This is a genomic window from Empedobacter falsenii (assembly GCF_013488205.1).
Lineage (GTDB): Bacteria > Bacteroidota > Bacteroidia > Flavobacteriales > Weeksellaceae > Empedobacter > Empedobacter falsenii_C.
The window spans coordinates 672,189-697,695 of sequence record NZ_CP040908.1 but is presented as its reverse complement, the minus strand read 5'-3'; the positions used below and the strand labels follow the sequence as shown (position 1 = coordinate 697,695).

The window sequence follows — 25,507 nt, the reverse complement described above, 5'->3', positions numbered from 1 at the left end:
TCTTACTTATTATGAAAAAACATCTAAATATAATTCTAATCACATTACTAAGTGCGAATGTTTTTGCGCAACACGCAAAGTCATCCATTCTTGAAAGTTGGTTAGAGCAAGCAAAAACACCAAAAGTTGTCGTTAATCAACTTGCAGACTTTACAAGTCCTCAACCCAAATTGGGATTAACTTATTGTACACCTGCTAACATTCCTACACCAGAGGAAATTACTAAAGTAACTATTAAAAGTAATGCTAACACTTATTTGGTAAACAGCAGTGGTAACGACACTAATATTGGTTATGAAGATTTTACAGCTTTAACTCCAGCCAAATTACAGCAATCGAGTTATTACGACATTACATTAGAGGGTGATACAAAAGGATTATTCTATAGTTCATTTACAGTAATGATAGACTTTAACCAAGATGGAAATTTTAGTAATTATTATGACAATTATAGTGATTCACAATCAGAAATAATTTTTGGTGATGATTTGTTGTATAATTCGAACGGGAAAGATGGAAAATCAATCACTGTTAGAGTAAGAGTTCCACAAGATGCGAAATTAGGACAGACAAGAATGCGTATTCTGAAAAGACAAACTGATGATAGAGCAGCTTTTCATACACGTGATGGCTGTGATATTGGCTCTACTTTTGGGCAAGTAGAAGATTATACAATTAATGTTGTAGAACCTGTCGCATGTACCAATACTCCAAATGGAGCAGTAACAAATGAAGTTATACTTCCTGTCATGAATAGTTTAACAAGCCTGCCTCAAGAAATTAGCATGGGAAGCTATGTAGATATTTTTGTTTATAAAGATGTTAAATATTTTTTTGAAGTAAATAATAACACAAAAATACAATTAGCATTAAAGAATATTAAAACCAATAAAGTTTTAGCTGCAAGTTCTGGTGCAATTAATTTTAGAAGTCCAATAACAGGTGTAGTTCGCTTATATATACATAGTGATGAAAACTGTACAGTGGGTACAGAAAAAGTTAAGCTTGAATTATCAGGTACCAACCCAAATCCGAATCCTATTAATGAAGCTTGTAATTTTGGGATACCTACAACTCAATTTCAATTACTAAAAGAGTTTAAAAGCAATGAAGAACTTGCATTTGATATCAACGCAAGTCCTGGTCGTGCGACAACAATTAGCGGAATTAAAATAAATTTACTTGGAGAAGCCACACAAGTTGATTTTGACCTTTTAGCTGATGCAAATGAATTACCTTCTACTCTAATTTCGAAAATAAAAGGAAAAATTGTTTCTAAAAAATTAATTGCAACAATCAATGGAATAAAAGGTTACGAATATAACATCGATTTTGATCAACCAATTACATTAGATGCATTAGAATCAGATAATGTTACAAAAAAATGGTTAAAATTAGTAACTGATGCGCAAGCAGTAGAAATAAATGCCTTATATAGTCTTGGAAATAAATTTGCTCTTAAATCGCAAGATAAATGGACAAAAAGTCCTTCTTCAGAATTTGTCTATCAGTTAAAAGCAGATTGTAGTTATAGCTCATGTAAACAAACTGTACCAGAAGCTCCAAAAATATTAGAAATGGCTGTTCCTGAACTCTCAGGTGCCACCACTAACAAAAATATATTTGATGTAGTAGTAGACAAAAATTACTCGTTAGAGATTGATGGATTAGACATTGATTACTGGGTAAATGATAAAACAAATAAGCCAGAGATAGTATGGCCAGAAATGCCATTTCTTAAAATATTTCTGTTAGAAAATAATCCAAAAACGGATATGCCCTATATACAAGCGACAGATAAAACAATCAAAAACATTCCTATTTCGACTATAGATACTGCCTTTTTAGAGAATTACCACTTGAAATATGAAGGTGTAATATATTATCATTTAGAAAAATTCCGTGCCAAAATAGATTTTAAAGAGCCATTGAAGTTAGATGGTAAAAATACAAATAGATACTGGCTATCTTTAGAAGAAGAAAGTAATATAGATGCTTGGAGCATTACACCGTATGCTGAACATACAGTAGGTAAGTCTGCTTATACTTTTTCTTTGCCAGCTAATCCAGCTGATCCTTTACTAGATACTGATGCTTGGCTTGATCACAAATCAGAGTTTGTGTATAATTTAAAAATAAGATGTAGTAGTCTTGCAACAACAGAAATAGAAAAATTAGGAGAGACTAAAATCTATCCTAATCCATTCCGAGATATACTTACAATAGAGTCTATCTATAACATCAAAGCTGTAGAAATATACAATATGGCTGGACTAAAAGTAAACTCGAAAGAGATGAATACTAAAACTGCTCAGCTTAATTTGAGTAATTTACCAGTAGGTGTTTATATCTTAAAAGCAATTGATGAAAAAGGAAAAGTTTTTTCTCAAAAAATAATCAAGAAATAAAGTGTTTATAATCACTCATATTTTTCAATTGTGTTAATAAGAAAACCGAGCTAATGCTCGGTTTTTTTATTATGCTTTTGGACAAATTATGAAACTGCTTCTACATTCAGAATTTCATATTTTTTTGAGCCATCATTTGCTGGCCATTCAATTACATCACCAATTTTATAACCAATTGTTGCTAAACCTTCGTCCATTAAAATAGAATGACGATTCTTTTTCGGTTTTGCCTTTTCTGGGCTAACAAAATTTAATTGATATTCTTGATTTGAATTTAATTCTTTTATTGTTACTTTTTTCCCAACAGTCACAATATTATCAGCCAAATCTCTTCTCAAAATTTGTTCTGCATGACGCAATTCTTTTGTTAAGATATTTTCTTGTTCTGCTGTTACTTTTTTTCTTCTTAAATGGTCTTTAATTAAATCGTATAATCCTGTTGTTAAAATAATATTTGTTGTCATTTTGATAAATTCTTAGTTAAACTTTCAATCATTCGAAGAAGATTCTCTAAGACTCAAATATCAAATAACCGAAAATAAAATTCGCTAAAATTTGATACAAATCTCCTTACAGAAAATTGAAAATAATTGATAATTGAAAAAAATAGAAGGTTCCCTGCTTTGGATCGTAACAGGGATTAGTTGATAAACTCTTTTGAGCTTCTTAAGAAAGTATCATCATGCAAATATGCCAACGACAAAGACAACCAAGATTGGTTGTTTCTTCTGTATATGTCGATATAATTAGTCATAATTTTCATGAAAATGATATAACAAAGCTACGATATCTTTCTCAATCTAAAAAATATAACCCTTTTAAGATTATTTTCCTAATATTATTTTAAAAGCAACTTGAATTCAATTTCTGAGAAAAACTGATAATCTTCATTTTCTAATTAAATAAAAACTGTCTAATTTTATAAAAATTTTAAGGAATTGAAATCTTACCTTTTCATAATAACTGTCGTTTTAATAACTTGTAGACCATTGCTACCTGTTATTGACTATTTGGTAAATTATGATAAGATTTCTAAAGAATATTGTGTTAATATAGAGCGTCCAGAATTATTGTGTAATGGAGTTTGTTATCTGAAAGAACAAATTTCCAAGACTGTTAATGATGAACAAAATGATGATAATAAAATTCAAGTTTCTTTGCGTGCAATTGATTATTTTATTTATCAACCTACCTTCGAAATTAACACATCTACCTTTACAAAATCTATTGAAAAAATTTCGACTATCGAGTTAGCTTTCGAAACTCAATATCAATTAGATCAACAACTTCAGCCTCCTATTTGATAAATAATTCTTGTTTATCAAATTATTATCTCATTAACATTTAATCAAGTTGACATTTCATATAAGATTTGTCAAAAGTTTCAATTGTTTATTGATTGCATTGTTCGTGCTTTTAATTGGTTTTCGATCACTAATTCCTTTTACTGTATTCATTAGTACTCAGGAGAAGATTATTGATGAATATTGTATTAATAAAGAGCGACCAGAAATGCAATGCAATGGAAAATGTTATTTATCGAAGCAACTAAAAGAAACAGAACAACAATCTGATTCGGTTTTAGTAAAAAATATTCGATTTGCAGAAATCTATATACATTTCGAATGCTTAGCTATTCCATTTATTCAAGATTTTATTGTAAAAATAAAACATCGATTCTTTTGGCAATCATCCTATTCTATCGATTGGGTTTTTAAATATCTAAAACCTCCAATTGTTTAATTAATAGAACAAATATCCAGTATTGGAGAACAATAATTGTTTTCCAACAGCATTTTTATTCAAAAAAATTAAACAATTATTACAATGAAAACAATCAAATATTTTTTAAACTTATCATTTATTGCATTACTTACTTTATTTACTTCCTGCAACAACGATGATGATTTCTCTGAAATTAAATCTACCGAAACAGGTAAAATTCAATTAAAGTTTGAAAATGGATTTGATAATTTGGGAGGAATTGTTTTAGATCAAACAACGCAAACCTCATCAAACGGACAAAAACATAAATTAACAACATTAAAATATATCATTTCTAACATCACATTAATTGACGAAAAAGGAAATGAATTTGATTATCATAAAAATGATCCAGACAAAGGCGCTTTTGTTATTAATCAAGATTCTGCTATAGCTAATGTCGTTTATTTAAATTTGGATAATATCCCTCAAAATAAATATACAAAAGTACGTTTCGGACTTGGTGTATCTCAGAAAGCTTATTTATTAGGACAGACTGGGCAAGCTACTTTTTGGGAAAAAGCAAAGAAAAATGGAATGACTTGGGCTTGGGCTGCTGGTTATGTTTTCTTTAAAATAGAAGGTTTTTATGGCAAAACTACTACTGATACATTCTTTTTAACTCACACAGGAAATATGGGAGATATTAACAAAAATAATGTTCAAGATTTATATAGAGAAGTAACATTAAATTTGCCTACATCTGCACGAGTAACTTCTAAGATTAAGCCTTCTATTCATATTATGGCAAATTTGAATACCTATTTAAGTGGTGATCATAAATTGATATTAGATGAGTCGAACAATAATATTATGGGATCTTCCAACTTTGCACAATTGGTAACAGAAAATATACAAAATATGTTTCGAGTTGATCATGTACATAACGACGAAAAAAATCAATAAAGTTTATAGCGGTGTTTATAAAACACCGCATAATTCTACAAACAATGAATAAAATAATAACAATTATATTCAGTTTATTCATCTTGTTAAGTTGTAACGATGATGATATTGATTATGGACAAATCGTTTATGAACCTTATCAATTAGAAGTTCCTTCTTATTTTCCTAAAATAACATTTGATACAGATAAATATCCGTTAACTAAAAATGGAGTTGAGTTAGGAAAAAAACTATTTTATGAAGGTCGATTATCTATAAATAATACTATTTCATGTGCTTTTTGCCATATTCAAGAAAATGCCTTTACTCACCACGGACATCCTGTTAGTCATGGAATTGATGACCGATTAGGAATTCGAAATGCCCCTGCTATTCAAAATTTGGCTTTTCTAAATCGATTTATGTGGGATGGCGTTATTCATGATTTAGCTCAACAACCAATTTCTCCTATTACAGCTGAAGAAGAAATGGATACAACTTTTCCCGAAATCATTAAGAAATTATCATCAGATTCTTCTTATCGAAAAATGTTTAAAAATGCTTTCGGAGATGATAAAATCGATGCAAATCGTATTCTCAGCGCATTAGGACAGTTTATGGCTTCAGTTGTATCAAAAGATTCTAAATATGATCAATATTTAAGGAAAGAGGCAGATTTAAACGAAACCGAAAAAAAAGGTTTACAACTTTTTCAACAGAAATGTTCAAGCTGTCATAAAGGAACACTTTTTACAGATGAGTCTTTTCGAAATACAGGAATGTATTATAATAAACAATACAAAGATGGAGGTTTATATCGTGTCACATTAGATTCGACTGATTTTATGAAGTTTAGAGTTCCAAGTTTAAGAAATATTGAAATGACCAAACCTTATATGCACGATGGACGATTCTATAGTTTAGAAGCTGTTTTGAATTTTTATTCAGAAGGTGTACAAAATGATAAATATTTGGATTCTCAACTCAAACAAAATAATCGAATTGGAATTCCTATGACAGAAGAAGAAAAAAAAGCAATTATCTCTTTTCTAAAAACATTAACTGATTACTCATTTATTAATAACCCTGCTTATGCAGAATTTTAAATCTATTCAAATGAAATTATATATCAATTTATTTTTCGTTATATTATTTACACCCATTTCATTATTTGCTCATACAGATAATGATTCTATTGTAATCTCTCATTTATATGATTTAGGATTAGATTGTGATGCTTGCGGTTGTTTTGCGACTTCAACCTCAAATGGAATTGAAAATCTTATAAATTCAAATTTCGTTGGTATTCGTTATCTTCATCAATCTTATAAAGCTAAAGAAGATGCTTTTTCTAATAAAAGAACACAAAAGCAACAATTCAATACCATTCAATTATGGGCAAGAATTCCAATAAATAATAGAATTGACATCAATGCTAGCATTCCTTACCATTTTCATAATAAAGAAGGTAAAAACTCTTCTTCTATTTCTGGTATTGGAGATTTAAATATGATGGGAATAGTTAAAGTCATTAAATCAAATACAAGTTCTAATGAGCTAAAACATGGATTAAGTGCTGCAATAGGTTTAAAAATTCCAATCGCAAAATTTAATCAAGCAAATGCTGAAACAACCAATCCTAGTTTTCAATTAGGTACAGGAAGTTGGGATACTCAGTTTGCAATAAATTACCAATTAGCTTATAAGAATTCGACTTTACAATTAGTAACAGACTATAACTTGAAAGGAGAGAATAAAAAGAAATACAAATTTGGAGATCAATGGAATCAATTAATTCAATTACAACATCTTTTCATTAACAATGAATTAAAATTACTTGGAAAAGTCGGTTTTCAAAACGAACTTTATTATAAAAATGAACAATTTGGGGAGACGATTCCAAAATCTAAGGGAAAAGCTCAATTTGCGAAATTAGGATTAGAAACAGCTGCTCGAAAGTTTAATTTTGGTATAGAATATTTTCAACCTATACTTTCTGATTTAAATTCAGGAGAAATCGAAGTAAAAAACAGAATAGGTTTCTTTTTTAATTACAATTTATTTCAATCTAAAAATCAATAACAATGAAAAAAATATTAACATTAACATTCTTCATCATCTCTTTTTCAATTTTTGCTCAACAAAAACTAAAAGTAAAAGTTGTAAACGAGAAAGATCCTATTTGTGGAATGAATACCGCACAATTCTTAACAGATACCGCAATTTATCAAAAGAAAATTTATGGTTTTTGTAGTAAAAGCTGTAAAGTTGAATTCAAAAAAAATCCAAAAAAATACGTGAAGAAAAAGTAAGAATAAGGAAATAATTTGACAGTAGTTGCACTTGAATCTAAGAAGAATTATTAAGTAACTACTGTCTTTTTTATATCAAAAATTGTTTTACAATTTCCTGTAAATCATCTTCAAACTTTACTCCATAATGTTTCCAAAGTAGCTTTCCTTGATGAAAAAGCATCAAAGTTGGTACACCATTTACTTGATACATTGCATCAAATTGAATAGTACTTACTTTGTCTTTATCTACATCTATTTTTATAATTTCTACATTATCAGGAAATTTTTCTTTCAAATTTTCTAAAAACTGAAATTGTAATTGACATGGAGCACACCAATTTGCATAAAAATCAATCAAATAATAATTATTTCCTTGTATTTTATCCAATAAATCCATTTTAAAATTTAGATATTATTACACTTATTTTATTGTTTGCCAAGGACCGCCGTTTATTGCATCAAATCCATTTTTATTTAAAATTGTTACTGCTTGCGCACTACGAGCTCCACTTCTACAAACTGTTACAATTTTTTTGCTTGGTAATTCCTTTAATCTTACTTCTAATTCTTGCAACGGAATATTCACCGCATCTGCATGATGTCCCGCCAAAAACTCTGCTTTTGTACGAACATCCAACAATAAAGCACCTTCTTGTAGATAATTTTCTACATTCGAATTTGATGTCAACATTTTTAAAATCTTTTTAAAAAACATATTATTTAACTAATGGTTTTTGATTCAATTTCCAGTCAGCAATTCCTCCACTATAATTTTCAACTTCAAAACCTTTCGATTCCAAAAAACTTTGTGCAATCGTTGCTCGATCTCCAGCTTGACAATGCAAGGCAATTTTTTTAGTTGGATCTAGTTCATTGTATCTTTTTGGTAAATAACCAACAAATATATGCTTCGCTCCTTCAATATGACCTTCTTTAAATTCTGCTTCTCCTCTAACATCTAAAATCTGAACCTCATCATTTCCAATGTAATTTTCCATTGTATCTGCATCGATCAAAATAGAAGATTGTAAAGAATTAAAATTACTCAACATATCTGTTGGAGTAATATAACCATAGACATTATCCAAACCAATTCGCATCAATTTTCGCGTCATTTCTTCTACTTCATCCTCTTCTACAATCAACACAATTGGTTCTTGATAATTTACCATCCAACCCATCCATGTATTGAACGTTTTATTGTTTTGAATATTTAATGTTCCTGGTAAATGGAATTGAGAAAAATCTGTTTTGATACGCGCATCAATCACTTTCATTCCAAAATCTTTCGCTTTTTCAAATTCGATGTATGTTAATTTAGCCCATTTCGGAACTTCGATCAATAAAGGACGTTTTGTTTTATTCAGCTTTTTCATCATTGCAAAATAAGCTGGCGCTTCGGGTTGATCTGCCAACAAATAATCAACAAATCCTTTTTCATTCGAATCAAATTGCAACGCCCAATTTCTGATTTTCTCATAACCAACCGTCGTACTTGCTACAGCACCCAAAGCTTTTCCGCAAGCAGAACCTGCTCCATGTGCTGGCCAAACTTGTAGATAATCTGGTAATGCTTGAAATTTTTTCAAGGATTCAAACATCTGCTTCGCTCCTACTTCTTTAGTACCAATTAATCCAGCTGCTTCTTCTAATAAATCTGGACGACCAATATCTCCTACAAAAACAAAATCTCCAGTAAAAATCATAACAGGTTCTTTCGTCGCAGGCGTATCTGTCAACAAAAAACTAATACTTTCTGGCGTGTGACCTGGTGTATGCATCACCTCAAAAATTAGATTTCCAACTTCTATTTTATCGCCATTTTTTAATCCGACATGTTCAAAATCGTATTGCCAATCTTCTCCGCCTTCATCAGACAAATACATCTTCGCACCTGTTACGTAAGCCAACTCTTGACTACCAGAAAGATAATCAGCATGAATATGTGTTTCGGCAATATGCGTAATTTTCAGCTTATTTTCTTCTGCTATTTTTAAGTATGTATCAATATCTCTTTTTGGATCGATTACAATTGCTTCTCCTTTTGCTTGACAACCTACAAGGTAACTTGAATGTGCCAATGACTTTTCAAAAATGTGTTGAAAAAACATATGATAATATTTTTATAGTTTAACCTTTTCTAATTTGTTGAAGCAAAGTTAAGTTGCTAAAAAACAATCGACAGTAACCAATGTTACAGACTTAAAATAGAGAGAATAAAGATTTTAAAAATAATTTAAAACCAAAACCAAAGATAAAATGGAGATAAAAATCCAAAGTAAAATTCCGTATGATAAGGTTTTAAAACCTGCTTGTTTGATGGATTGTAAGTTAATCAACGAGCCAATCATAAATAAAGCAACGACCATTAATTGTTTCGAAATTCCTTGTAAAATATGATAGACTTTTTCGCCTTGAGGAAAATAAGTAGCGATAAGCATTGTTGCTATAAAACCAATTATAAAATAAGGAAATTTGTAAGAAGAGTTCTCTTTTTTGTTGAAATAACCAATTAATAAAGCCAACGGAAAAATCCATAATGTTCGGCTCAATTTTACAGTTGTTGCAACTTCCAAAGCTTGCTCACCGTATTGTTTAGCAGCACCGACAACAGAACTTGTATCGTGAATTGCAATTGCCGACCACAAACCAAATTGATATTGCGATAACTGAAAATAATGTCCGATAAATGGAAAAACCATTAACGCAATCGCATTCAATACAAACACAACTGCCATAGCAATGGTAATTTGATTCGCTTTTGGTTGTAAAACCGAAGAAATTGTAGCAATAGCACTTCCTCCACAAATAGCAGTTCCCGAAGTAATCAGCAGCGATGTATTCTTATTGATTTTTAATAATCGGTAGAATACAAATCCTAATGTAAAAACACTTAACACAGAAATAAAAGTGAGAAAAAATCCATCTTTACTTACCGAAACTGCCTCGTGAAGATTCAAACCTAACCCTAAACCAATGATTGCAATATTCAATAATTTCTTTGAATATCGTTTTGAGATTTCCCCAAATTCATTCTGAAAAATTAAACCATAACCAATCCCTAAAAGTAACGCCACAGACGACTCTACAAAAGGAAAAAAAGTAAATAGCAATAATCCAAAATAAACTATACGGGCAATCATTTGTTTTATGAAATACAAAACAAAAGTAATTGACCGTATCAAAATAGATTGTAACATTTGTTACAAATGATATTATTTTTAGAAAAATTTTCTACTATAAGTTGTTTCAAATAAAAAAAGGAAGCTCTCTACTTGAGCTTCCTTTGTATATATTTTTTAAATAATTTCTTACTTAATCGTGATTTCGTTTCGGTTTAATTGAAGGAAACCTTCTTTTTCTAAAGCTTTCAACAAACGAGAAATAACAACACGAGAAGTATTCAGTTCATAAGCAATTTCTTGATGCGTTTTTACCACTACTTTGCCTTTATTGATACTTGCGACATCCAACAGATATTTTTTCAAACGTTCGTTCATATCGTTGAAAGCTAAATTGTCAATCGCTACCAACATTTCCTCCATTCTATTATTATAACTATCAAAAATGAAACGTCTCCACGATGGATATTTTGCCAACCATTCGTCCATTTTTACAATCGGAATCATTACCAATTCTCCATCAGTTTCAGCTACAGCACGTATTTTACTTTGTTTATCACCCAAACAACACGCCATCGTCATGGCACATGTATCTCCTTTTTCGAGAAAATACAACAACAATTCTCCTTCATCAAAATCTTCGCGCATAATCTTGATTGCACCACTCAAAAGAATTGGCATTCCTTTGATAAATTGGTTCAAATCTATCATCACATCATTCGCTTTAAATTCTATCAAAGATCCTAATTCATCAATTTCATTCAATAATTCATCTTCAAATTGATATGGATAAGTTGCTTCTATTTTCTCTTTTATCATGTTTAATGTGGGATTTTGTTTCTAATTTTTCCGTAAAGAAAAGTACCGATTAATGCACCTACAATTGTAATTAAAATTGGATAAACTCCTGCGCCTAATAACACAAATATTGGTCCAGGACAAGCGCCAACCAACGCCCAACCTAATCCGAAGAAAATTCCTCCGATCAAATAACGAGCTATTGATTTTGTTTTGGGTTGAATCACAATTTTTTCACCATCGATATCTTTTGCTTCTTTCTTTTTCATCCATTGTATTCCAATCAAACCAACAACCAAAGCCGAACCGATAAATCCGTACATGTGGAAAGATTGAAAATTGAACATTTCGAAAATACGAAACCAAGAGGCTGTTTCTGCCTTGTACATGGTCACACCAAAGATAACACCTAATATGATATAAACTAAACTTCTCATGAGATTAAAAAATTAAAGGAAACAAAACGTGAACCATCAAAAGTCCACCGATAAAAAAGCCGATAACAGCGATTAATGAAGGCAACTGCAAATCACTTAAACCCGAAATCGCATGCCCAGATGTACAACCTCCTGCGTAGCGCGTTCCGAAACCAATTAATAATCCGCCAACAAATAATAAAGCAATATTTTTAACAGACATCGTTTCGAAAATTTCGGTCGGAGAATATGCTTTTCCTGCACTTTCGAATCCCATTGTATTCAATTTTGCAATTGTAGCATCTGAAATTTCAGGAATTTGATTATCTGATAAGAAATGTACCGAAACAAAACCTCCGATTACTGCGCCAACTAAGAATAATAAATTCCATTTTTGAGCTTTCCAATCAAACGAGAAAAAATCACATGATTTTCCTCCTCCCAAAGCAGAACAAATCGTTCTGAAATTTGATGAAAACCCAAAACTTTTTCCGAAATAAATCAATAAAAGCATTACAATTGCGATTATTGGTCCGCCAATATACCATGGCCAAGGTTGTAAGATAAATTCCATTTTCTATTTTTTCTAAAACGTGTACAAAGTTGGTAAATCAAAATTAAAATGAAAGTTACAAATGTTACAGTTTACTTAAGATATATTATTTCAAAAGCAATCCAAGAATTTTATACATTTGATCATTAATGAAAAAAATCAATAAACGAAAAGTTTTTAAACGAATGCTTTACTTCCTATTAAGTTTGATTGTAATTCTTGTAATTGCAACCTTCGCTATTCTACAAATGGATACTTTTGGTGCTGATGCAACTGGAAAACGATTGGAACGAATGAAACAATCGAAGTTGTATAAAAATGGACAATTTCAAAATATTCATCACACACCTGCATTTGCAGAAGGTTTTGATACCAAAAAAGTGATGTGGGATTTTTTCTTTGGTGCGAAAAATCCAAAACTCAATCCGAAAGATTCTATTCCGCATATTCAGACGGATATCAAATCTATTGATAAATCTGAAAATGTATTTATTTGGTTGGGACATTCGTCTTATTATATTCAATTGGATGGTGTTAATTTCCTAATCGATCCTGTTTTTAGTGATTACGGTTCGCCTTTACCAATTTTCAATAAAGCATTTAAAGGAGCAAATACGTATCACGCAAAAGATTTCCCAAAGATTGATTATTTGGTTATTTCACACGATCATTACGATCACTTGGATTATGAAACAGTGAAAGAATTACGTCCAAAAGTGGAGAAAGTGATTCTTCCGCTTGGAGTTGGCGCACATTTCGAGAAGTGGAATTATCTACCAGAACAATTAATCGAAGAAGAATGGAACACAAGCGTTTCATTAAAAAATAACTTAAAAATTACTTTTACACCAGCTCGTCATTTTTCTGGTAGAAAATTTAAACGAAATACAACACTTTGGACTTCTTATGTATTGGAAACACCTACGCAAAAAATATTTTTAGGTGGTGATAGCGGTTATGATACGCATTTCAAAGAAATTGGAGAAAAATATGGTCCGTTTGATTTTGCGATTCTAGAAAATGGACAATACAACGATGCTTGGAAATACATTCATGCTTTACCAACAGATTTACCTGCGATCATTACCGATTTAAAAGCTAAACATATTATTCCTGTACATGCTGCAAAATTTGCTTTGGCAAAACATGCTTGGGACGAACCTTTGGAAAAAATTATAGAGAATGGTAAGCAAAATAAGCTCGATATTTTGACGCCTATGATTGGTGAACCACTAAATTTGAACGATTCTGTCTTTCACTTCAAAGAATGGTGGAGGGATTAAAACATTTATTACCGAATAATATTCGAAATATTTTTTAAATCTTTAAACAATATTCGAAATTATTGATTTATAATAAGTTTATTCTGAATTATCTTCAGAAAACCATTTGTATTCCGTAATTTTGGCAACTGAAATTTAACTTTAAACAAAAAAATAAACAAAATGGAACTGAATAGAGAACGTCTATTGGAATTGGTGCAAAAATATGGTGCGCCCTTGTATGTATATGATGCGAACAAAATTAGATCGCAATATGAAAAGATGACAAATGCATTTTCTACAGTCAAACGTTTAAAGTTAAATTATGCATGTAAGGCGAACACAAATCTTAATCTTTTAAAGTATTTCAAATCACTTGGTTCAGGATTGGATACGGTTTCTATTCAAGAAGTAGAATTGGGATTAATGGCGGGTTTCAAGCCTAAAGAAATCATTTATACGCCAAATGGTGTTTCGTATGCTGAAATTAAAAAAGCAATTGATTTAGGTGTTCGCATCAATATCGATAACCTTTCTGTTTTAGAAACATTTGGTCAAGATTTTCCTAAATATCCAGTTTGTGTGCGTATTAATCCACATATTATGGCAGGTGGAAATGCAAATATTTCGGTTGGACATATTGATTCAAAATTCGGAATTTCTATTCACCAATTACCACATATCAAACGTGTTGTAGAAAATACAGGTTTACATTTGGATGGTGTTCACATGCATACAGGTTCTGATATTTTAGATATTGATGTTTTCTTACAAGGAGCTGAAATTTTATTTGAAGTTGCAGCAGAATTCAAGAATTTATCTTACATCGATTTTGGATCAGGATTTAAAGTTCCTTACTATCCAGGCGCAGACGAAACAGATATTGAATATTTAGGAGAGCGTTTATCAGCTCGTTTCAATGAGTTCGAAAAAGCGTACGGAAAACCTTTGACATTAATGTTCGAGCCAGGAAAATATATGGTTTCTGAAGCAGGATCTTTCTTAGCAACTGTAAATGTTGTGAAACAAACAACTTCTACTGTTTTTGCAGGAATTGATACAGGTTTCAACCATTTAATTCGTCCAATGTTTTATAGTGCTCATCACGAAATTGAAAATATTTCAAATCCAGAAGGTCGTAGCCGTTATTACACAGTTGTGGGATATATTTGTGAAACAGATACGTTTGGATCGAATCGTAAAATAAATGAAATTAGCGAAGGAGATGTGTTGTGTTTCCACAATGCAGGAGCATATTGTTTCTCGATGGCTTCGAATTACAATTCGCGTTTCAAACCTGCGGAAGTCTTGTTAATTGACGACAAAGATTATTTAATTCGTCGTCGCGAAACAATTCAAGATTTAATCGCAACAACAGAGGATATAAAATTCTAAGCTCAGAATTTTTATATATTTTTATAGTATTTTAAAGCTCAATTCAAGGATTGGGCTTTTTTTATTTACCTAATTTCAGTGGTTTACTAAAAAACAATTCGTGTACAGTACTTCTAAATAAGTTTTGTCCGTATGTTTTTGAATCATCATATTCGTAAGAAATTCTTTCTACAACAGGTTTTAAAGGAGAAATACTTGTTGGCTGATTAATATAATTCTTCACATTATCCAAGATTAATTCATTATTCTTTTCAAGCGATAAATCTTGCGAATACTTAAAATCAAAATAACCAGATTGTTGAGCAAAATTCATCAACAATTTATTTTTAAGATTATCATTCTGAGCAACTTCTTGCGCAAAAAGAGCAATTGGAAAAAGAAAGAATAAAAGTATTTTCATTATCAATCATTTACTGTTTTAAAGTTATGAAAATATTTTAAAGATTCAATCTATCCAATTTTAAAAACTTTACAATGACATTCATCTTATGCAATTCGAGATGAATTAAATACTTTTGTCACAAAGTTAGCATATGAAAGAAAAAAAAGATAAACGAAGTGCCTCTCAAAAATTAATAGACGATGCTTTCTTCCTATTTTTGATGATTCTTGGGGCTTTTTGTGTGTTAATAATACTTGTTGTTGTCTAAAAAATGAAATTGTTTGATACTTATTTTAGTTTTTATATTCTGAGTTGGATTTTTATCAAACTTACCCGAATTTATTCCATAGAAATTGAGTATCTCAACCATTATTTAACTGATATTTTTGCGGTACCTGCTATGACGCACTTAGGAAGTTATATCATTTCGAAAATTAAATACAACAATCAAGTTTATGTTTATCCAACAAGTTATTTGGTAATTACTGCTTTTGTTTTGAGTCTTTTATTAGAATTTATTATGCCAAAATTTTCTTCGAATTATACAGCAGATATATTAGATGTTGTCTGTTATTTTATGGGAATTATTTTTTACTTAAAATTCCATAAACCACATGTATTAGAGTTTAAGAATAAGATTATTGAATATTAAATTTCTTTAAGAATTTATAAATTTCTTGATTTGCTCCATAGATTACCAATACATCATCTTTTGTAATTACTGTATTTGATGTAGGAAAACCTTGTACTTCTGGAACAATTTTATATTGACCTAAAAAACTAGCTTCTTCTTTGTTTTTAATAATTGTCATTACCAAAATATTATGTTGCTTTTTGAATTGGATTTCATCAAATGTTTTTCCAACCAATTCATTTGGTGTTACAACCTCTATAATGCTAAACTCTTTGTTTAATTCAAAAGAATCTACAACTCCTTTCACATTTAGTTTTTTTGTCCAACGTTCTGCAGATTCAGCTTCGGGTCGAATAATTTCTGTAACTCCAATTGCTTGCAAAACATTTTCGTGTAAAGAATTGATAGAACGACTAATCAAACGTTTTACATTTTTATTTTTAAAAATAGCAGTAGCCATAATATTGGCACCTTCATTTTCCCCAATACTTACAATTACAATATCTGTATTATTTAGTGGTAATTTATTAATTGATAATTCATCTGTTGCATCTAAACAAATGGTATAGGATAACTTATCTTTCAAAGCTTCAACACGTTGAATATTATTGTCAACACCGATAATTTCGTGACCAAGCTTTACCATTTTCTTACCAAGCGCCGCGCCGAAATTTCCTAAACCTATAATTATTATTTTCATAATTTTCTTTTAAATTAAAATATCATCTGATGGATAACGATAATTAGATGAAACAGTTTTCTTAAAAAAAGCCATCAAAATTGTAATCATTGAAACACGACCAATAAACATCATTGTAATGACAACAATTTTACTTGGATCTGATAATGTAGGTGTTAAATTTAATGATAAACCAACAGTAGAATAAGCTGAAAAAGCTTCGAATGCAACATCAATAAGATGTAAATGATTATCAAATTTTGTTATTAAAAATATTCCTATTCCAATGACTAAAAAAGATAAGGTCATTGTAGCAAAAGCTTTTTGTACATTGATAGGGCTTAATTCTCTTTTGTAAATTTCGATTTTATTTTTTCCGCGTGCAATATTAATAAAATTAAGAATTGCAATTGCAAAAGTACTCGTTTTAATTCCTCCTCCTGTTGATGCTGGTGAAGCACCAATCCACATTAACAAAATAACCAAAAGTATGGAAGAGAATTGTAAGTGAGAAAAATCTATATTATTAAAACCTGCTGTACGAGGCGTTATGGCGATAAATAAAGCTGAAATAAACTTTCCGAAACCTTGATGTTGTCCTAATGTAGAATAATATTCTTCGAAGAATAATATGATTGTAGAAATAATTAGTATTGTTAATGAGGTGATTAAATTAACTTTAGAACTTAATGTAAAAACCCAATTCTTACGATTATTTTTATTATGGAGAATTTTTGAAATTAATTTTCTGATTAAATAATCTGTATAACGTAGAATATTAATCAAGATAGGAAAACCTATTCCTCCTAAGAATATCAATGTGATTAGAACAGATTGAAATCCATAATTGTGAACAAAACCTTTGTTCATTAATCCATTTGGCAATGTAGAAAAACCTGCATTACAAAAAGCCGAAACTGAATGAAAAATACTAAAAAATAATTTGTCAACAATACTAATATTATAAGGTGCAATTGAAATATAAATTAATACAGCTCCTACGAATTCGATACCAAAAGTTAAATAGATAATCCTTTTTACAAAAGAAAAAACTTCACTCAAAGAATCGTTGTTTGCAATACTTCCTAATGCTATTTGATTCTCATAAGAACTATTTCCTTTGAAAAAATAAGCAATATATCCAGCAAATGTCAAAATACCTAAACCTCCTGCTTGTATTAATAACATTAAAATAAAATGACCAACAGGCGTATAAGTTATATAAGTATCAACAGAAGTTAATCCTGTTACACAAACTGCGCTCGTCGCTGTAAATAGTGCGTCTAGAAAAGAAATTGGATGATATGTTGCTTTTGGCAACATAAGTAAACAAGCTCCTCCAAAAACTAAAATAAAAAAACTGAAAATAAATAATTGGGGAGGAGTAATTACAGAACGTTTGAAATTAAGGTTAGGTGTAGCAATTTCTCTTACTAATTTTAAAACAATAGCAAATTGCAAATATTTGCTGACAAAAAACCAACTATAATCGGTTATTTGCATTTTAATGCAATAAAGAATAAATAGTATACTTACTATATCAAAAATGATGACTCGCGGAATAATTTTTTCTTTAAAATAAACATATTTAAGTATTGTTCTTAAAATTCCGACAGATAGTAGAATGATAAAAAAAATGTTTATATAAAGTTTATACTCAACAGGAAATCCAAATCCAAACATTACCAATAATGCTATAATAGCTAATGTGTACGATATTGAAAGGATTACGTTAAAAAACTTATTGTTTACTAAAATTCGAAACATATTTGTTTCATAATAATTAAAAAGGCAAATTTATAATTATGTATACTTCTTACAAGTTAATCATTACTTTTTTTTTGAAAAGCTATAAATTAGTTATTAATGTTTTTAAAGATTTTCATTCTACCAACCATAAAAACCATAATCAATCCAAAGCAAGCAAATAACGCATAAGAATATCTCAAATCAAAAGCTTCAGCAATATAACCAATCAGTGGTGGTCCCATTAAAAATCCTAAAAAAGAGATACTCGAAACCATTGCCAATGCAACGCCTGGATTTACATTTTTGTTTTTTCCCGCTACACTATAAACTGTCGGAACATTACACGCAACACCCAATCCAACCATCATAAATGCAATTGTACACACAATAAATTGAGGAAAAAATACTGAAAGCATCAAACCAGAAAACATCAAAATTCCACTAATTTGCATCACGCGTTGTTTTCCATATTTACTGATAAAATAATCACCAACGAAACGTCCTGTTGCCATCATTACCATAAAAGAAGCATAACCAACGACAACCAAATTTTGAGGTGCTTTTACGATATCTTGGAAATAAACACCACTCCAATCGAACATCGCACCTTCTGTTGCCATGCTCAAAAAACCTATAATTCCTAGTTGAACCAAAACAGTATCTGGTTTTGAAAAAATAGATTTCTTTTCCTTCGCTGGAGCTGGTGTAGAATCGACTAAATATTTTTTATTAATGAACCAGCTCAAAATAATTAAGCCATAAATAAATACAAAATGATAAAATGTATTCACATGCAAATTCATCATCAATAAACCAATCAAAGCACCTGTAAAACCAGCTATACTCCACGCACCATGAAAAGAGGACATAATCGATTTTCCATATATTTTTTCGACTTCAACTCCTTGCGTATTCACCGAAATATTGCACATGTTTCCTATTACTCCAAAGAAAAATAAGACAGCACCTAATTGATAAAAATTTTGATCCAAACCTATACAACAAAGTATTAAAGGATAAATTAAAACGACAATTCGTAAGACATTTTTACTTCCAAATTTCGCGACTAATTTTCCTGAAAGTGCCATTGTACACAATTGCCCAATTGGCATCAATAAAAGTAATGTTCCCAATTGACCTTCTGAAATTCCTAAATCTGATTTAATCGTCGGAATGCGACTTGCCCAAGACGAAAAAGCTAAACCTTGCGAAAAAAAGAAGAGTGAAACAGCGAATCGAATGCGATTCTTTTGAGTTGATGATAATTCTGTTAATGAATGCATGGCTAAAAAATATGCGACAAAGTTAAGCTTCTCTCCCGAAATTATAAACTCAAATGCAAAATAGGATAAGCTTTTCCCTCGTTATCTTTTTCAGAACGAGAAGTAACCTTAAAACCTTGGCTTAAATAAAAATCAATCGCTTGCTGATTTTGTTCATTCACATCAACCGATTTCACATTCAATTCCTGAATAGAAAAATCCAACAAAGCCTTCCCTACTCCTTTTCTTCGAAAATCATTGTGAATAAATAACATTTCAAGATTTTGTGCTGCAACACCTACAAATCCTACCAATTGATTTCCGATTTCGTAACCAAATAAGGCTACATGCGGAAAATAATTAGGTAAATTTTCTCTATAATATTCAAAATCTTCTTCTGCTAAAAAATGGTGTGTGTTACTAACCGAACTTTCCCAAATGTCTCTCAATCTCGCAAAATCTACTTCTTCAATTCTTCTAATCATGACTAAAATTAATTACAACAAAGATATAAATGACTATTTTCAAAAAAAAGAATAAAAAATATTCTATTGAGAATCATTTTGTTAAAAAATATTTTAAAAATATTTGTTTTCAGAGTTTGGAAAAACGAAAAAGCGTTCTATATTTGCACTCGCAATACCGCAATAAACTGCGTTATTGGAGAGTTGGCAGAGTGGTCGAATGCGGCAGTCTTGAAAACTGTTGAGGGTCACACCTCCGGGGGTTCGAATCCCTCACTCTCCGCAAAGACAAATGGTACCTTTGGAAGACAAAGAGTACCATTTTTTATTACTTATTATTTGTTTTTCTTCATTTTATTATATTTTTTCTTTATTTTAAATATTTTTAATTTCTTTTATTGTTTCTTATTTTAGCGGTTACTTTTTGAGACTATAAATCCTCAATCATAAATTTCATTTAAAATGTCAGAAGAACAAAAGAAAATATTAGAGCAACAGCTTTGGAATATTGCGAATACGCTACGTGGTAAAATGAATGCTGATGAATTCCGAGATTATATTTTGGGATTTATTTTTTACAAATATTTGGCAGAAAAAATGGAGATTTATGCCAATTCTATTTTAGAAGAAGACAAAATTAAGTTCATAGATATTAATGAAAATACATCTGAAGGTCAAGCATACATCGATGCAGTAAGAGAAGAAGCTTTAGAAACTTTAGGTTATTTTCTAAAACCTTCTGAACTTTTTAGTGAAATTGCGCGACGAGGAAATAGTGATACAGATACATTTATTCTTGAAGATTTACAAAAAATCTTGACAAATATCCAATTAAGTACTATGGGTACTCAAAGTGAAGAAGACTTTGATAACTTGTTTGAAGATATGGATCTCAACAGTACCAAATTGGGTAAAACTGCCGAGGCAAGAAATGAAATCATCGTAAAAGTTTTGGTTCATTTAGATGAAATTGATTTTAAACTAAATGATACAGAATTAGATGTCTTAGGTGATGCGTACGAATATTTGATTGGTCAGTTTGCGAGTGGTGCAGGAAAAAAAGCAGGTGAATTTTATACACCACAAGAGGTTTCCAAGATACTTGCAAAAATTGTGACTACAGGTAAAAATCGTCTAAAATCGGTTTATGATCCTACTTGTGGTTCAGGGTCTTTGTTGTTGCGTGTAGCCAAAGAAGTGAAAGATGTCAATAATTTCTTCGGACAAGAAATGAATCGCACAACTTACAATCTTGCTCGAATGAATATGATTTTGCACGGAGTTCATTATCTTAAATTTGATATTAAACAGGAAGACACTCTTGAAAATCCTCAACATTTAAACGATATGCCTTTTGAGGCTATTGTAGCAAATCCTCCATTCTCGGCAAATTGGAGTGCGAATCCTTTATTTTTAAATGATGATCGTTTTAGCCAATATGGAAAATTAGCTCCTGCAAGTAAAGCTGATTTTGCATTTGTACAACACATGATTTATCATTTGGCAGAAAATGGAACGATGGCGATTGTATTGCCACATGGCGTTTTGTTTCGTGGTGCGGCTGAATTGCATATTCGAAAATATCTGATCGAACAGAAAAATTATTTGGATACCGTTATTGGTTTGCCTGCCAATATTTTTTACGGAACGAGTATTCCGACTTGTATTCTGGTTTTCAAAAAGTGTAAGGAGGATCCAGATCACATTTTGTTTATTGATGCGAGCAAAGATTTTGAAAAAGTGAAAAACCAAAATATGCTTCGTGATGAGCATATTGATAAAATTGTAGAAACCTATCGCAACCGAACTTCTATTGAGAAATACAGTCATTTAGCTACTTTGCAAGAAGTAGCCGAGAATGATTATAATCTTAATATTCCTCGTTATGTGGATACTTTTGAAGAGGAAGAGGAAATTGATATTCACGCAGTAATGCAAGAAATCAAATCTTTGGAAGCTAAACGAGCGGAGTTGGATCAAGAAATTGATGTGTATTTCAAAGAATTAGGACTTGTTTTTTAATTTTTTTATCCTTAATGTTTTTACTAACGAAAATTAAATTATCGAGATGACAAATAAAAAATTAAAAGTAGATAATGTTCCAAATTTGAGATTTCCGGGGTTTACTGACGAATGGAAAACGAGGAAATTGGGGGAAGTAGCAATTGTTTCCTCAGGTGGAACTCCAAATAGATCTACCTCTTCCTACTGGAATGGCAACATTCCTTGGGTTTCTACGAGTTTAATTGATTTCAACTTTATCGAGAAAGTAGACGAATATATAACAGAAGAAGGGCTTACTAATTCATCAGCAAAACTATTTCCAAAAGGTACTTTACTGATAGCCATGTATGGTCAAGGAAAAACGAGAGGTAAAGTTGCAATATTAAATATTGAAGCGACAACAAATCAAGCTTGTGGGGCAATAACAACAAATAATGACGTTCTCAATCCCCTTTTTGCTTTTCAAAATCTCACAAAAAGATATGATGAGATAAGAGATTTAAGTAATCAAGGAGGCCAAGAAAATTTAAGTGCTGGTATTATTAAAGGAATTAAAATTAATTTCCCGGAAGTTCAAGAACAACAAAAAATAGTTTCTTTTATTGATCTTATTGACGAAAGAATCTCAACCCAAAACAAAATAATAGAACAATTAGAAACCTTAATTAAAAGTGTTAGCCAAAAAATATTTACTCAAAAAATTAGGTTTAAAGAGTTATCTGATGAATGGAAATTAGTAAGCTTAGGAGAGGTCGGAGAAATAATTACGGGAAAAACACCTAGTACTAAAGATTTAGATTTATGGAGTGGAAATATTCAATTTGTAACACCAACAGACATAAAGGAAAATAAATATCAGCATTCAACAGAGCGAACAATTAAAAAAACTGATAAACTTAAAATTCTTCCGCCAAAAAGTATAATGTTTACTTGTATAGCATCAATAGGAAAAATGAGTTTATCTCTATATCCATCGGTAACAAATCAACAAATCAACAGTATCATTCCTCACTCGTATTTTAGCAATGAGTTTATATTTTATGCAGTAAAAAACATTGCTGAGATTATAAAATCTACACAAAGTACATCTACTATGCCTATTATTAATAAGACTGAATTTTCAAAATTCAAAATTTCTATTCCTTCATTGAAAGAACAAAATCACATAGCATTTTTTCTATCGAAAATCGATCAAAAAATAGAAACCGAAAAATTAGTTTTACAACAACTTGAAAAACAAAAGAATTATCTTTTACAGCAAATGTTTATATAAAATCTATACAAACATTTGCTGTAATAAAAACTTTTTCTGTTCCTTTAATTTTTGTAATAATTGATTCTCAACTTCAATTTTTGAATCAATCGAGGAAAGGAAATTAGCTATTTTGGTTTGTTCATCAAAAGAGGGTAACATAATTTCTAAATTTGAAAATATTGAAATCCAATGTCTTCCATGTCCACCTGTTTCATATGCAATCATTTGAATTGCTTCAAATAGAAATTTAATATTATTCTTATTTTTAGCTTTTAAAATTTTCATTGCAGATGATTTAGCTTTGAAAGGAAAATTAACAAATTGACTTGCAGTTGTAAAATCATCGAAAATAATAACTGGTAATTTCTCTTTTTCAAAAATTCCTTTTATTTCATTTGTATATCCTAAAACAAAAGTCTTTCCAGCTGTTACTACGGGGGTTTCAAAACTATTATCATATTCTGTACTTGTAACTAAATAATTTGTAGGTTGTTCATAATCTAAAACATCGCCCAATAAAATTTCTTCCCAATATGAAAAATCATTTCCATTATTATCTTTAAATCTAAACTCTTGTGAAAATATCTTTTTAGCAAACGTAGCTTTCGATGCAAGTAACTCCTTAATTATTTTGCTTTGGGTTTGGATTCTCTTGTCCAATAAAGCCAAAAAAGAAGAAATCTTATTCTGTTCATTAAGTTTAGGTATTGCCAAAGAAAGTGAAGATAATTGACTTGAATATAAATGTACTACGGAAATACCTTGCGCCAGATTAGCTATTTCCATTTTCTTTTTACTGTTTAGATAATAAGACAAAAAGATTCCATTATTATTAGTCTTAATAATATTCAAATCACCACCTAGTGCAATGCCCGATTTCAAGACACAGGAAGCTGTCGCAATATCGATTGTTGTTTCGCCAGAAGCAGGAATTATGACGTCATTCTTTTCACTTAAGACTAAAGTTGATGGATTTACATTAGTCTTGGATTTTATCTCGTTGATTACTTCTCTGTAATGCGTATAGAGTTCACCATATCTTATACATTCAATAATTCCATTTTCCTCTATATCACTTTTAGAAATTCCCTTTCCCTTTGAAAACGTAGCAATCTCTCCCAACTTCTTAGTTTCCCACTCTCCCTCAAACTCAGGAAATCTCAAATTTGGAACATTTTGTATCTCAAATCTGAAAGATTAACAATCTTCAATCTCTAAATGTTTTCCTTTGTTAATTAAATTATAAAAGATGGACAAAAAAAACTTTAAGGAAATTGTGGCCCTTTGGAAAACAGACAAAAAGAACTATGTAAAGAAATCAACCTATTCAGCGTATGTATTGTTATTAGAAAATCATTTGTTGCCAATTTTTGGTGAAAATTATGAAGTAGAAGAAGCGGATGTACAAAATTTTGTTTTAAAAAAATTAGAAGCAGGGCTTAGTCAGAAAACGATTAAAGACATTCTGATTGTTTTTAAAATGGTGCTGAAATTTGGTGCAAAGAACAAATGGATTGCTTACGATGCTTTTGAAATTCAATATCCGACAGTACGTGAAAACCAACACGTGGAAGTGCTTTCGAGAACGCATCAGAAAAAAATCATGAACCACATTCAAGAGCATTTCACTTTTCGAAATTTGGGCGTTTTGATGTGTTTATGCTCAGGAATGCGCATTGGGGAAGTTTGTGCCCTTACTTGGGACGATATTGATACAGACAATGGGATTATTAATGTGAATAGAACCATACAGCGAATTTATGTGATTGAAGATGGTGTTCGAAAAACAGAATTGCTTTTGGACACACCTAAAACAAAAAATTCCATCCGTGAAATTCCTATGAACAAAGATTTAATTAGGCTAATCAAACCTATTAAAAAGATAGTCAATCCTTCTTTTTTCGTTCTAACAAACGATGCTAAACCTACAGAGCCTAGAACTTACCGAAGTTTTTATAAAAACCTGATGAGTTATTTAGAGATTCCCGAAATGAAATTTCACGGATTGCGACATAGTTTTGCTACACGTTGCATTGAAAGTAATTGCGATTATAAAACAGTAAGTGTGCTGCTTGGACACTCCAACATCAGTACGACTTTGAATCTTTATGTTCATCCGAATTTAGAGCAAAAGAAAAAAGCAATTGAGCAAATGTCCAAAGCACTTAAATAAATTTTAGA

The 25,507-nt window shown here is 30.5% G+C and carries 27 protein-coding genes and 1 tRNA gene; 14 read left to right on the top strand and 14 right to left on the bottom strand.

The window, feature by feature from the left end; translation table 11 throughout:
• The first annotated feature begins 11 nt into the window (after window positions 1-11).
• Window positions 12-2,408 (top strand): T9SS type A sorting domain-containing protein, encoded by a 2,397-nt coding sequence (locus FH779_RS03345; RefSeq protein ID WP_180906042.1) that lies wholly within the window; start codon window positions 12-14, stop codon window positions 2,406-2,408.
• Between the two features lie 86 nt (window positions 2,409-2,494).
• Here the strand turns inward: FH779_RS03345 and FH779_RS03340 are convergent, their stop codons facing one another.
• Entirely contained in the window at window positions 2,495-2,872 is a 378-nt protein-coding gene (locus tag FH779_RS03340; RefSeq protein ID WP_125350614.1) for a GreA/GreB family elongation factor, read from the bottom strand.
• 525 nt (window positions 2,873-3,397) lie between these two features.
• On the opposite strand from FH779_RS03340, the gene FH779_RS03335 reads away from it, so the two are divergent.
• The 6 genes from FH779_RS03335 to FH779_RS03310 all read left to right on the top strand — a co-directional run bounded on the left by FH779_RS03335 (window position 3,398) and on the right by FH779_RS03310 (window position 7,369).
• The gene (locus tag FH779_RS03335) at window positions 3,398-3,712 is read left to right on the top strand and encodes a hypothetical protein (protein ID WP_114999329.1); all 315 of its coding nucleotides are present in this window, start codon (window positions 3,398-3,400) and stop codon (window positions 3,710-3,712) included.
• 208 nt (window positions 3,713-3,920) lie between these two features.
• Window positions 3,921-4,151 (top strand): hypothetical protein, encoded by a 231-nt coding sequence (locus FH779_RS03330; protein WP_125350616.1) that lies wholly within the window; start codon window positions 3,921-3,923, stop codon window positions 4,149-4,151.
• An 84-nt stretch (window positions 4,152-4,235) separates the two neighbouring features.
• Window positions 4,236-5,078 carry an MbnP family protein gene (locus FH779_RS03325; protein ID WP_125350617.1) on the top strand — a complete coding sequence of 281 codons (843 nt, stop codon included), beginning with the start codon at window positions 4,236-4,238 and terminating at the stop codon, window positions 5,076-5,078.
• A 44-nt stretch (window positions 5,079-5,122) separates the two neighbouring features.
• A complete protein-coding gene (locus FH779_RS03320; protein ID WP_180906041.1) occupies window positions 5,123-6,163 on the top strand; it encodes a cytochrome-c peroxidase in 1,041 nt (346 codons plus the stop codon).
• A 10-nt stretch (window positions 6,164-6,173) separates the two neighbouring features.
• On the top strand, window positions 6,174-7,139 hold the full coding sequence (locus tag FH779_RS03315; protein WP_244958013.1) for a hypothetical protein: 966 nt from the start codon (window positions 6,174-6,176) through the stop codon (window positions 7,137-7,139).
• Between the two features lie 2 nt (window positions 7,140-7,141).
• The gene (locus tag FH779_RS03310; RefSeq protein WP_038334051.1) at window positions 7,142-7,369 is read left to right on the top strand and encodes a YHS domain-containing protein; all 228 of its coding nucleotides are present in this window, start codon (window positions 7,142-7,144) and stop codon (window positions 7,367-7,369) included.
• Between the two features lie 70 nt (window positions 7,370-7,439).
• On the opposite strand, the gene FH779_RS03305 is transcribed toward FH779_RS03310, so the two are convergent.
• From FH779_RS03305 to FH779_RS03275, 7 genes are all read right to left on the bottom strand, one after another.
• Window positions 7,440-7,748, bottom strand: a complete 309-nt coding sequence (locus FH779_RS03305; protein WP_180906039.1) for a thioredoxin family protein — start codon at window positions 7,746-7,748, stop codon at window positions 7,440-7,442.
• A gap of 24 nt (window positions 7,749-7,772) precedes the next feature.
• Window positions 7,773-8,042 (bottom strand): rhodanese-like domain-containing protein, encoded by a 270-nt coding sequence (locus FH779_RS03300; RefSeq protein ID WP_244958012.1) that lies wholly within the window; start codon window positions 8,040-8,042, stop codon window positions 7,773-7,775.
• Window positions 8,043-8,067: 25 nt separating this feature from the next.
• The gene (locus FH779_RS03295; protein WP_180906037.1) at window positions 8,068-9,462 is read right to left on the bottom strand and encodes an MBL fold metallo-hydrolase; all 1,395 of its coding nucleotides are present in this window, start codon (window positions 9,460-9,462) and stop codon (window positions 8,068-8,070) included.
• 114 nt (window positions 9,463-9,576) lie between these two features.
• Window positions 9,577-10,494: a YeiH family protein gene (locus tag FH779_RS03290; protein WP_038334035.1), complete on the bottom strand. Its 918-nt coding sequence runs from the start codon at window positions 10,492-10,494 to the stop codon at window positions 9,577-9,579.
• A 168-nt stretch (window positions 10,495-10,662) separates the two neighbouring features.
• Window positions 10,663-11,292 (bottom strand): Crp/Fnr family transcriptional regulator, encoded by a 630-nt coding sequence (locus FH779_RS03285; protein ID WP_038334031.1) that lies wholly within the window; start codon window positions 11,290-11,292, stop codon window positions 10,663-10,665.
• Between the two features lie 2 nt (window positions 11,293-11,294).
• Window positions 11,295-11,708, bottom strand: a complete 414-nt coding sequence (locus tag FH779_RS03280; protein WP_135836085.1) for a YeeE/YedE family protein — start codon at window positions 11,706-11,708, stop codon at window positions 11,295-11,297.
• A gap of 4 nt (window positions 11,709-11,712) precedes the next feature.
• Complete coding sequence (locus FH779_RS03275; RefSeq protein WP_038334022.1) at window positions 11,713-12,261, bottom strand: YeeE/YedE family protein; 549 nt, start codon at window positions 12,259-12,261, stop codon at window positions 11,713-11,715.
• 128 nt (window positions 12,262-12,389) lie between these two features.
• On the opposite strand from FH779_RS03275, the gene FH779_RS03270 reads away from it, so the two are divergent.
• Together FH779_RS03270 and lysA are read left to right on the top strand one after the other, a co-directional pair.
• Window positions 12,390-13,523 (top strand): MBL fold metallo-hydrolase, encoded by a 1,134-nt coding sequence (locus tag FH779_RS03270; protein ID WP_180906036.1) that lies wholly within the window; start codon window positions 12,390-12,392, stop codon window positions 13,521-13,523.
• 162 nt (window positions 13,524-13,685) lie between these two features.
• Window positions 13,686-14,897, top strand: coding sequence for a diaminopimelate decarboxylase (lysA, locus tag FH779_RS03265; RefSeq protein WP_180906035.1), 1,212 nt, complete (start codon window positions 13,686-13,688; stop codon window positions 14,895-14,897).
• A 61-nt stretch (window positions 14,898-14,958) separates the two neighbouring features.
• Here the strand turns inward: lysA and FH779_RS03260 are convergent, their stop codons facing one another.
• On the bottom strand, window positions 14,959-15,297 hold the full coding sequence (locus tag FH779_RS03260) for a hypothetical protein (protein WP_180906034.1): 339 nt from the start codon (window positions 15,295-15,297) through the stop codon (window positions 14,959-14,961).
• Window positions 15,298-15,550: 253 nt separating this feature from the next.
• Between FH779_RS03260 and FH779_RS03255 the strand changes: the two genes are divergently transcribed.
• Window positions 15,551-15,931: a hypothetical protein gene (locus FH779_RS03255; RefSeq protein ID WP_180906033.1), complete on the top strand. Its 381-nt coding sequence runs from the start codon at window positions 15,551-15,553 to the stop codon at window positions 15,929-15,931.
• Here the strand turns inward: FH779_RS03255 and FH779_RS03250 are convergent.
• The 4 genes from FH779_RS03250 to FH779_RS03235 all read right to left on the bottom strand — a co-directional run bounded on the left by FH779_RS03250 (window position 15,918) and on the right by FH779_RS03235 (window position 20,088).
• Window positions 15,918-16,613, bottom strand: coding sequence for a potassium channel family protein (locus FH779_RS03250; RefSeq protein ID WP_135836030.1), 696 nt, complete (start codon window positions 16,611-16,613; stop codon window positions 15,918-15,920). The two genes, FH779_RS03255 and FH779_RS03250, sit on opposite strands and share 14 nt — an antisense overlap.
• A 9-nt stretch (window positions 16,614-16,622) precedes the next feature.
• Window positions 16,623-18,095, bottom strand: coding sequence for a TrkH family potassium uptake protein (locus FH779_RS03245; RefSeq protein ID WP_244958011.1), 1,473 nt, complete (start codon window positions 18,093-18,095; stop codon window positions 16,623-16,625).
• A 353-nt stretch (window positions 18,096-18,448) separates the two neighbouring features.
• A complete protein-coding gene (locus tag FH779_RS03240) occupies window positions 18,449-19,624 on the bottom strand; it encodes an MFS transporter (RefSeq protein ID WP_180906031.1) in 1,176 nt (391 codons plus the stop codon).
• Between the two features lie 41 nt (window positions 19,625-19,665).
• Window positions 19,666-20,088, bottom strand: coding sequence for a GNAT family N-acetyltransferase (locus FH779_RS03235; RefSeq protein WP_180906030.1), 423 nt, complete (start codon window positions 20,086-20,088; stop codon window positions 19,666-19,668).
• A 177-nt stretch (window positions 20,089-20,265) separates the two neighbouring features.
• Here FH779_RS03235 and FH779_RS03230 point away from each other — a divergent pair.
• The 3 genes from FH779_RS03230 to FH779_RS03220 all read left to right on the top strand — a co-directional run bounded on the left by FH779_RS03230 (window position 20,266) and on the right by FH779_RS03220 (window position 23,344).
• A tRNA-Ser gene (locus FH779_RS03230) sits at window positions 20,266-20,350 on the top strand.
• A 179-nt stretch (window positions 20,351-20,529) separates the two neighbouring features.
• Window positions 20,530-22,089: a type I restriction-modification system subunit M gene (locus FH779_RS03225; protein WP_180906029.1), complete on the top strand. Its 1,560-nt coding sequence runs from the start codon at window positions 20,530-20,532 to the stop codon at window positions 22,087-22,089.
• Window positions 22,090-22,135: 46 nt separating this feature from the next.
• Window positions 22,136-23,344 (top strand): restriction endonuclease subunit S, encoded by a 1,209-nt coding sequence (locus tag FH779_RS03220; protein ID WP_180906028.1) that lies wholly within the window; start codon window positions 22,136-22,138, stop codon window positions 23,342-23,344.
• A 3-nt stretch (window positions 23,345-23,347) separates the two neighbouring features.
• Here the strand turns inward: FH779_RS03220 and FH779_RS17540 are convergent, their stop codons facing one another.
• Window positions 23,348-24,490 (bottom strand): restriction endonuclease subunit S, encoded by a 1,143-nt coding sequence (locus tag FH779_RS17540; RefSeq protein WP_221414070.1) that lies wholly within the window; start codon window positions 24,488-24,490, stop codon window positions 23,348-23,350.
• Between the two features lie 85 nt (window positions 24,491-24,575).
• Between FH779_RS17540 and FH779_RS03210 the strand changes: the two genes are divergently transcribed.
• Window positions 24,576-25,499, top strand: a complete 924-nt coding sequence (locus FH779_RS03210) for a tyrosine-type recombinase/integrase (protein WP_180906027.1) — start codon at window positions 24,576-24,578, stop codon at window positions 25,497-25,499.
• Window positions 25,500-25,507 lie beyond the last annotated feature (8 nt).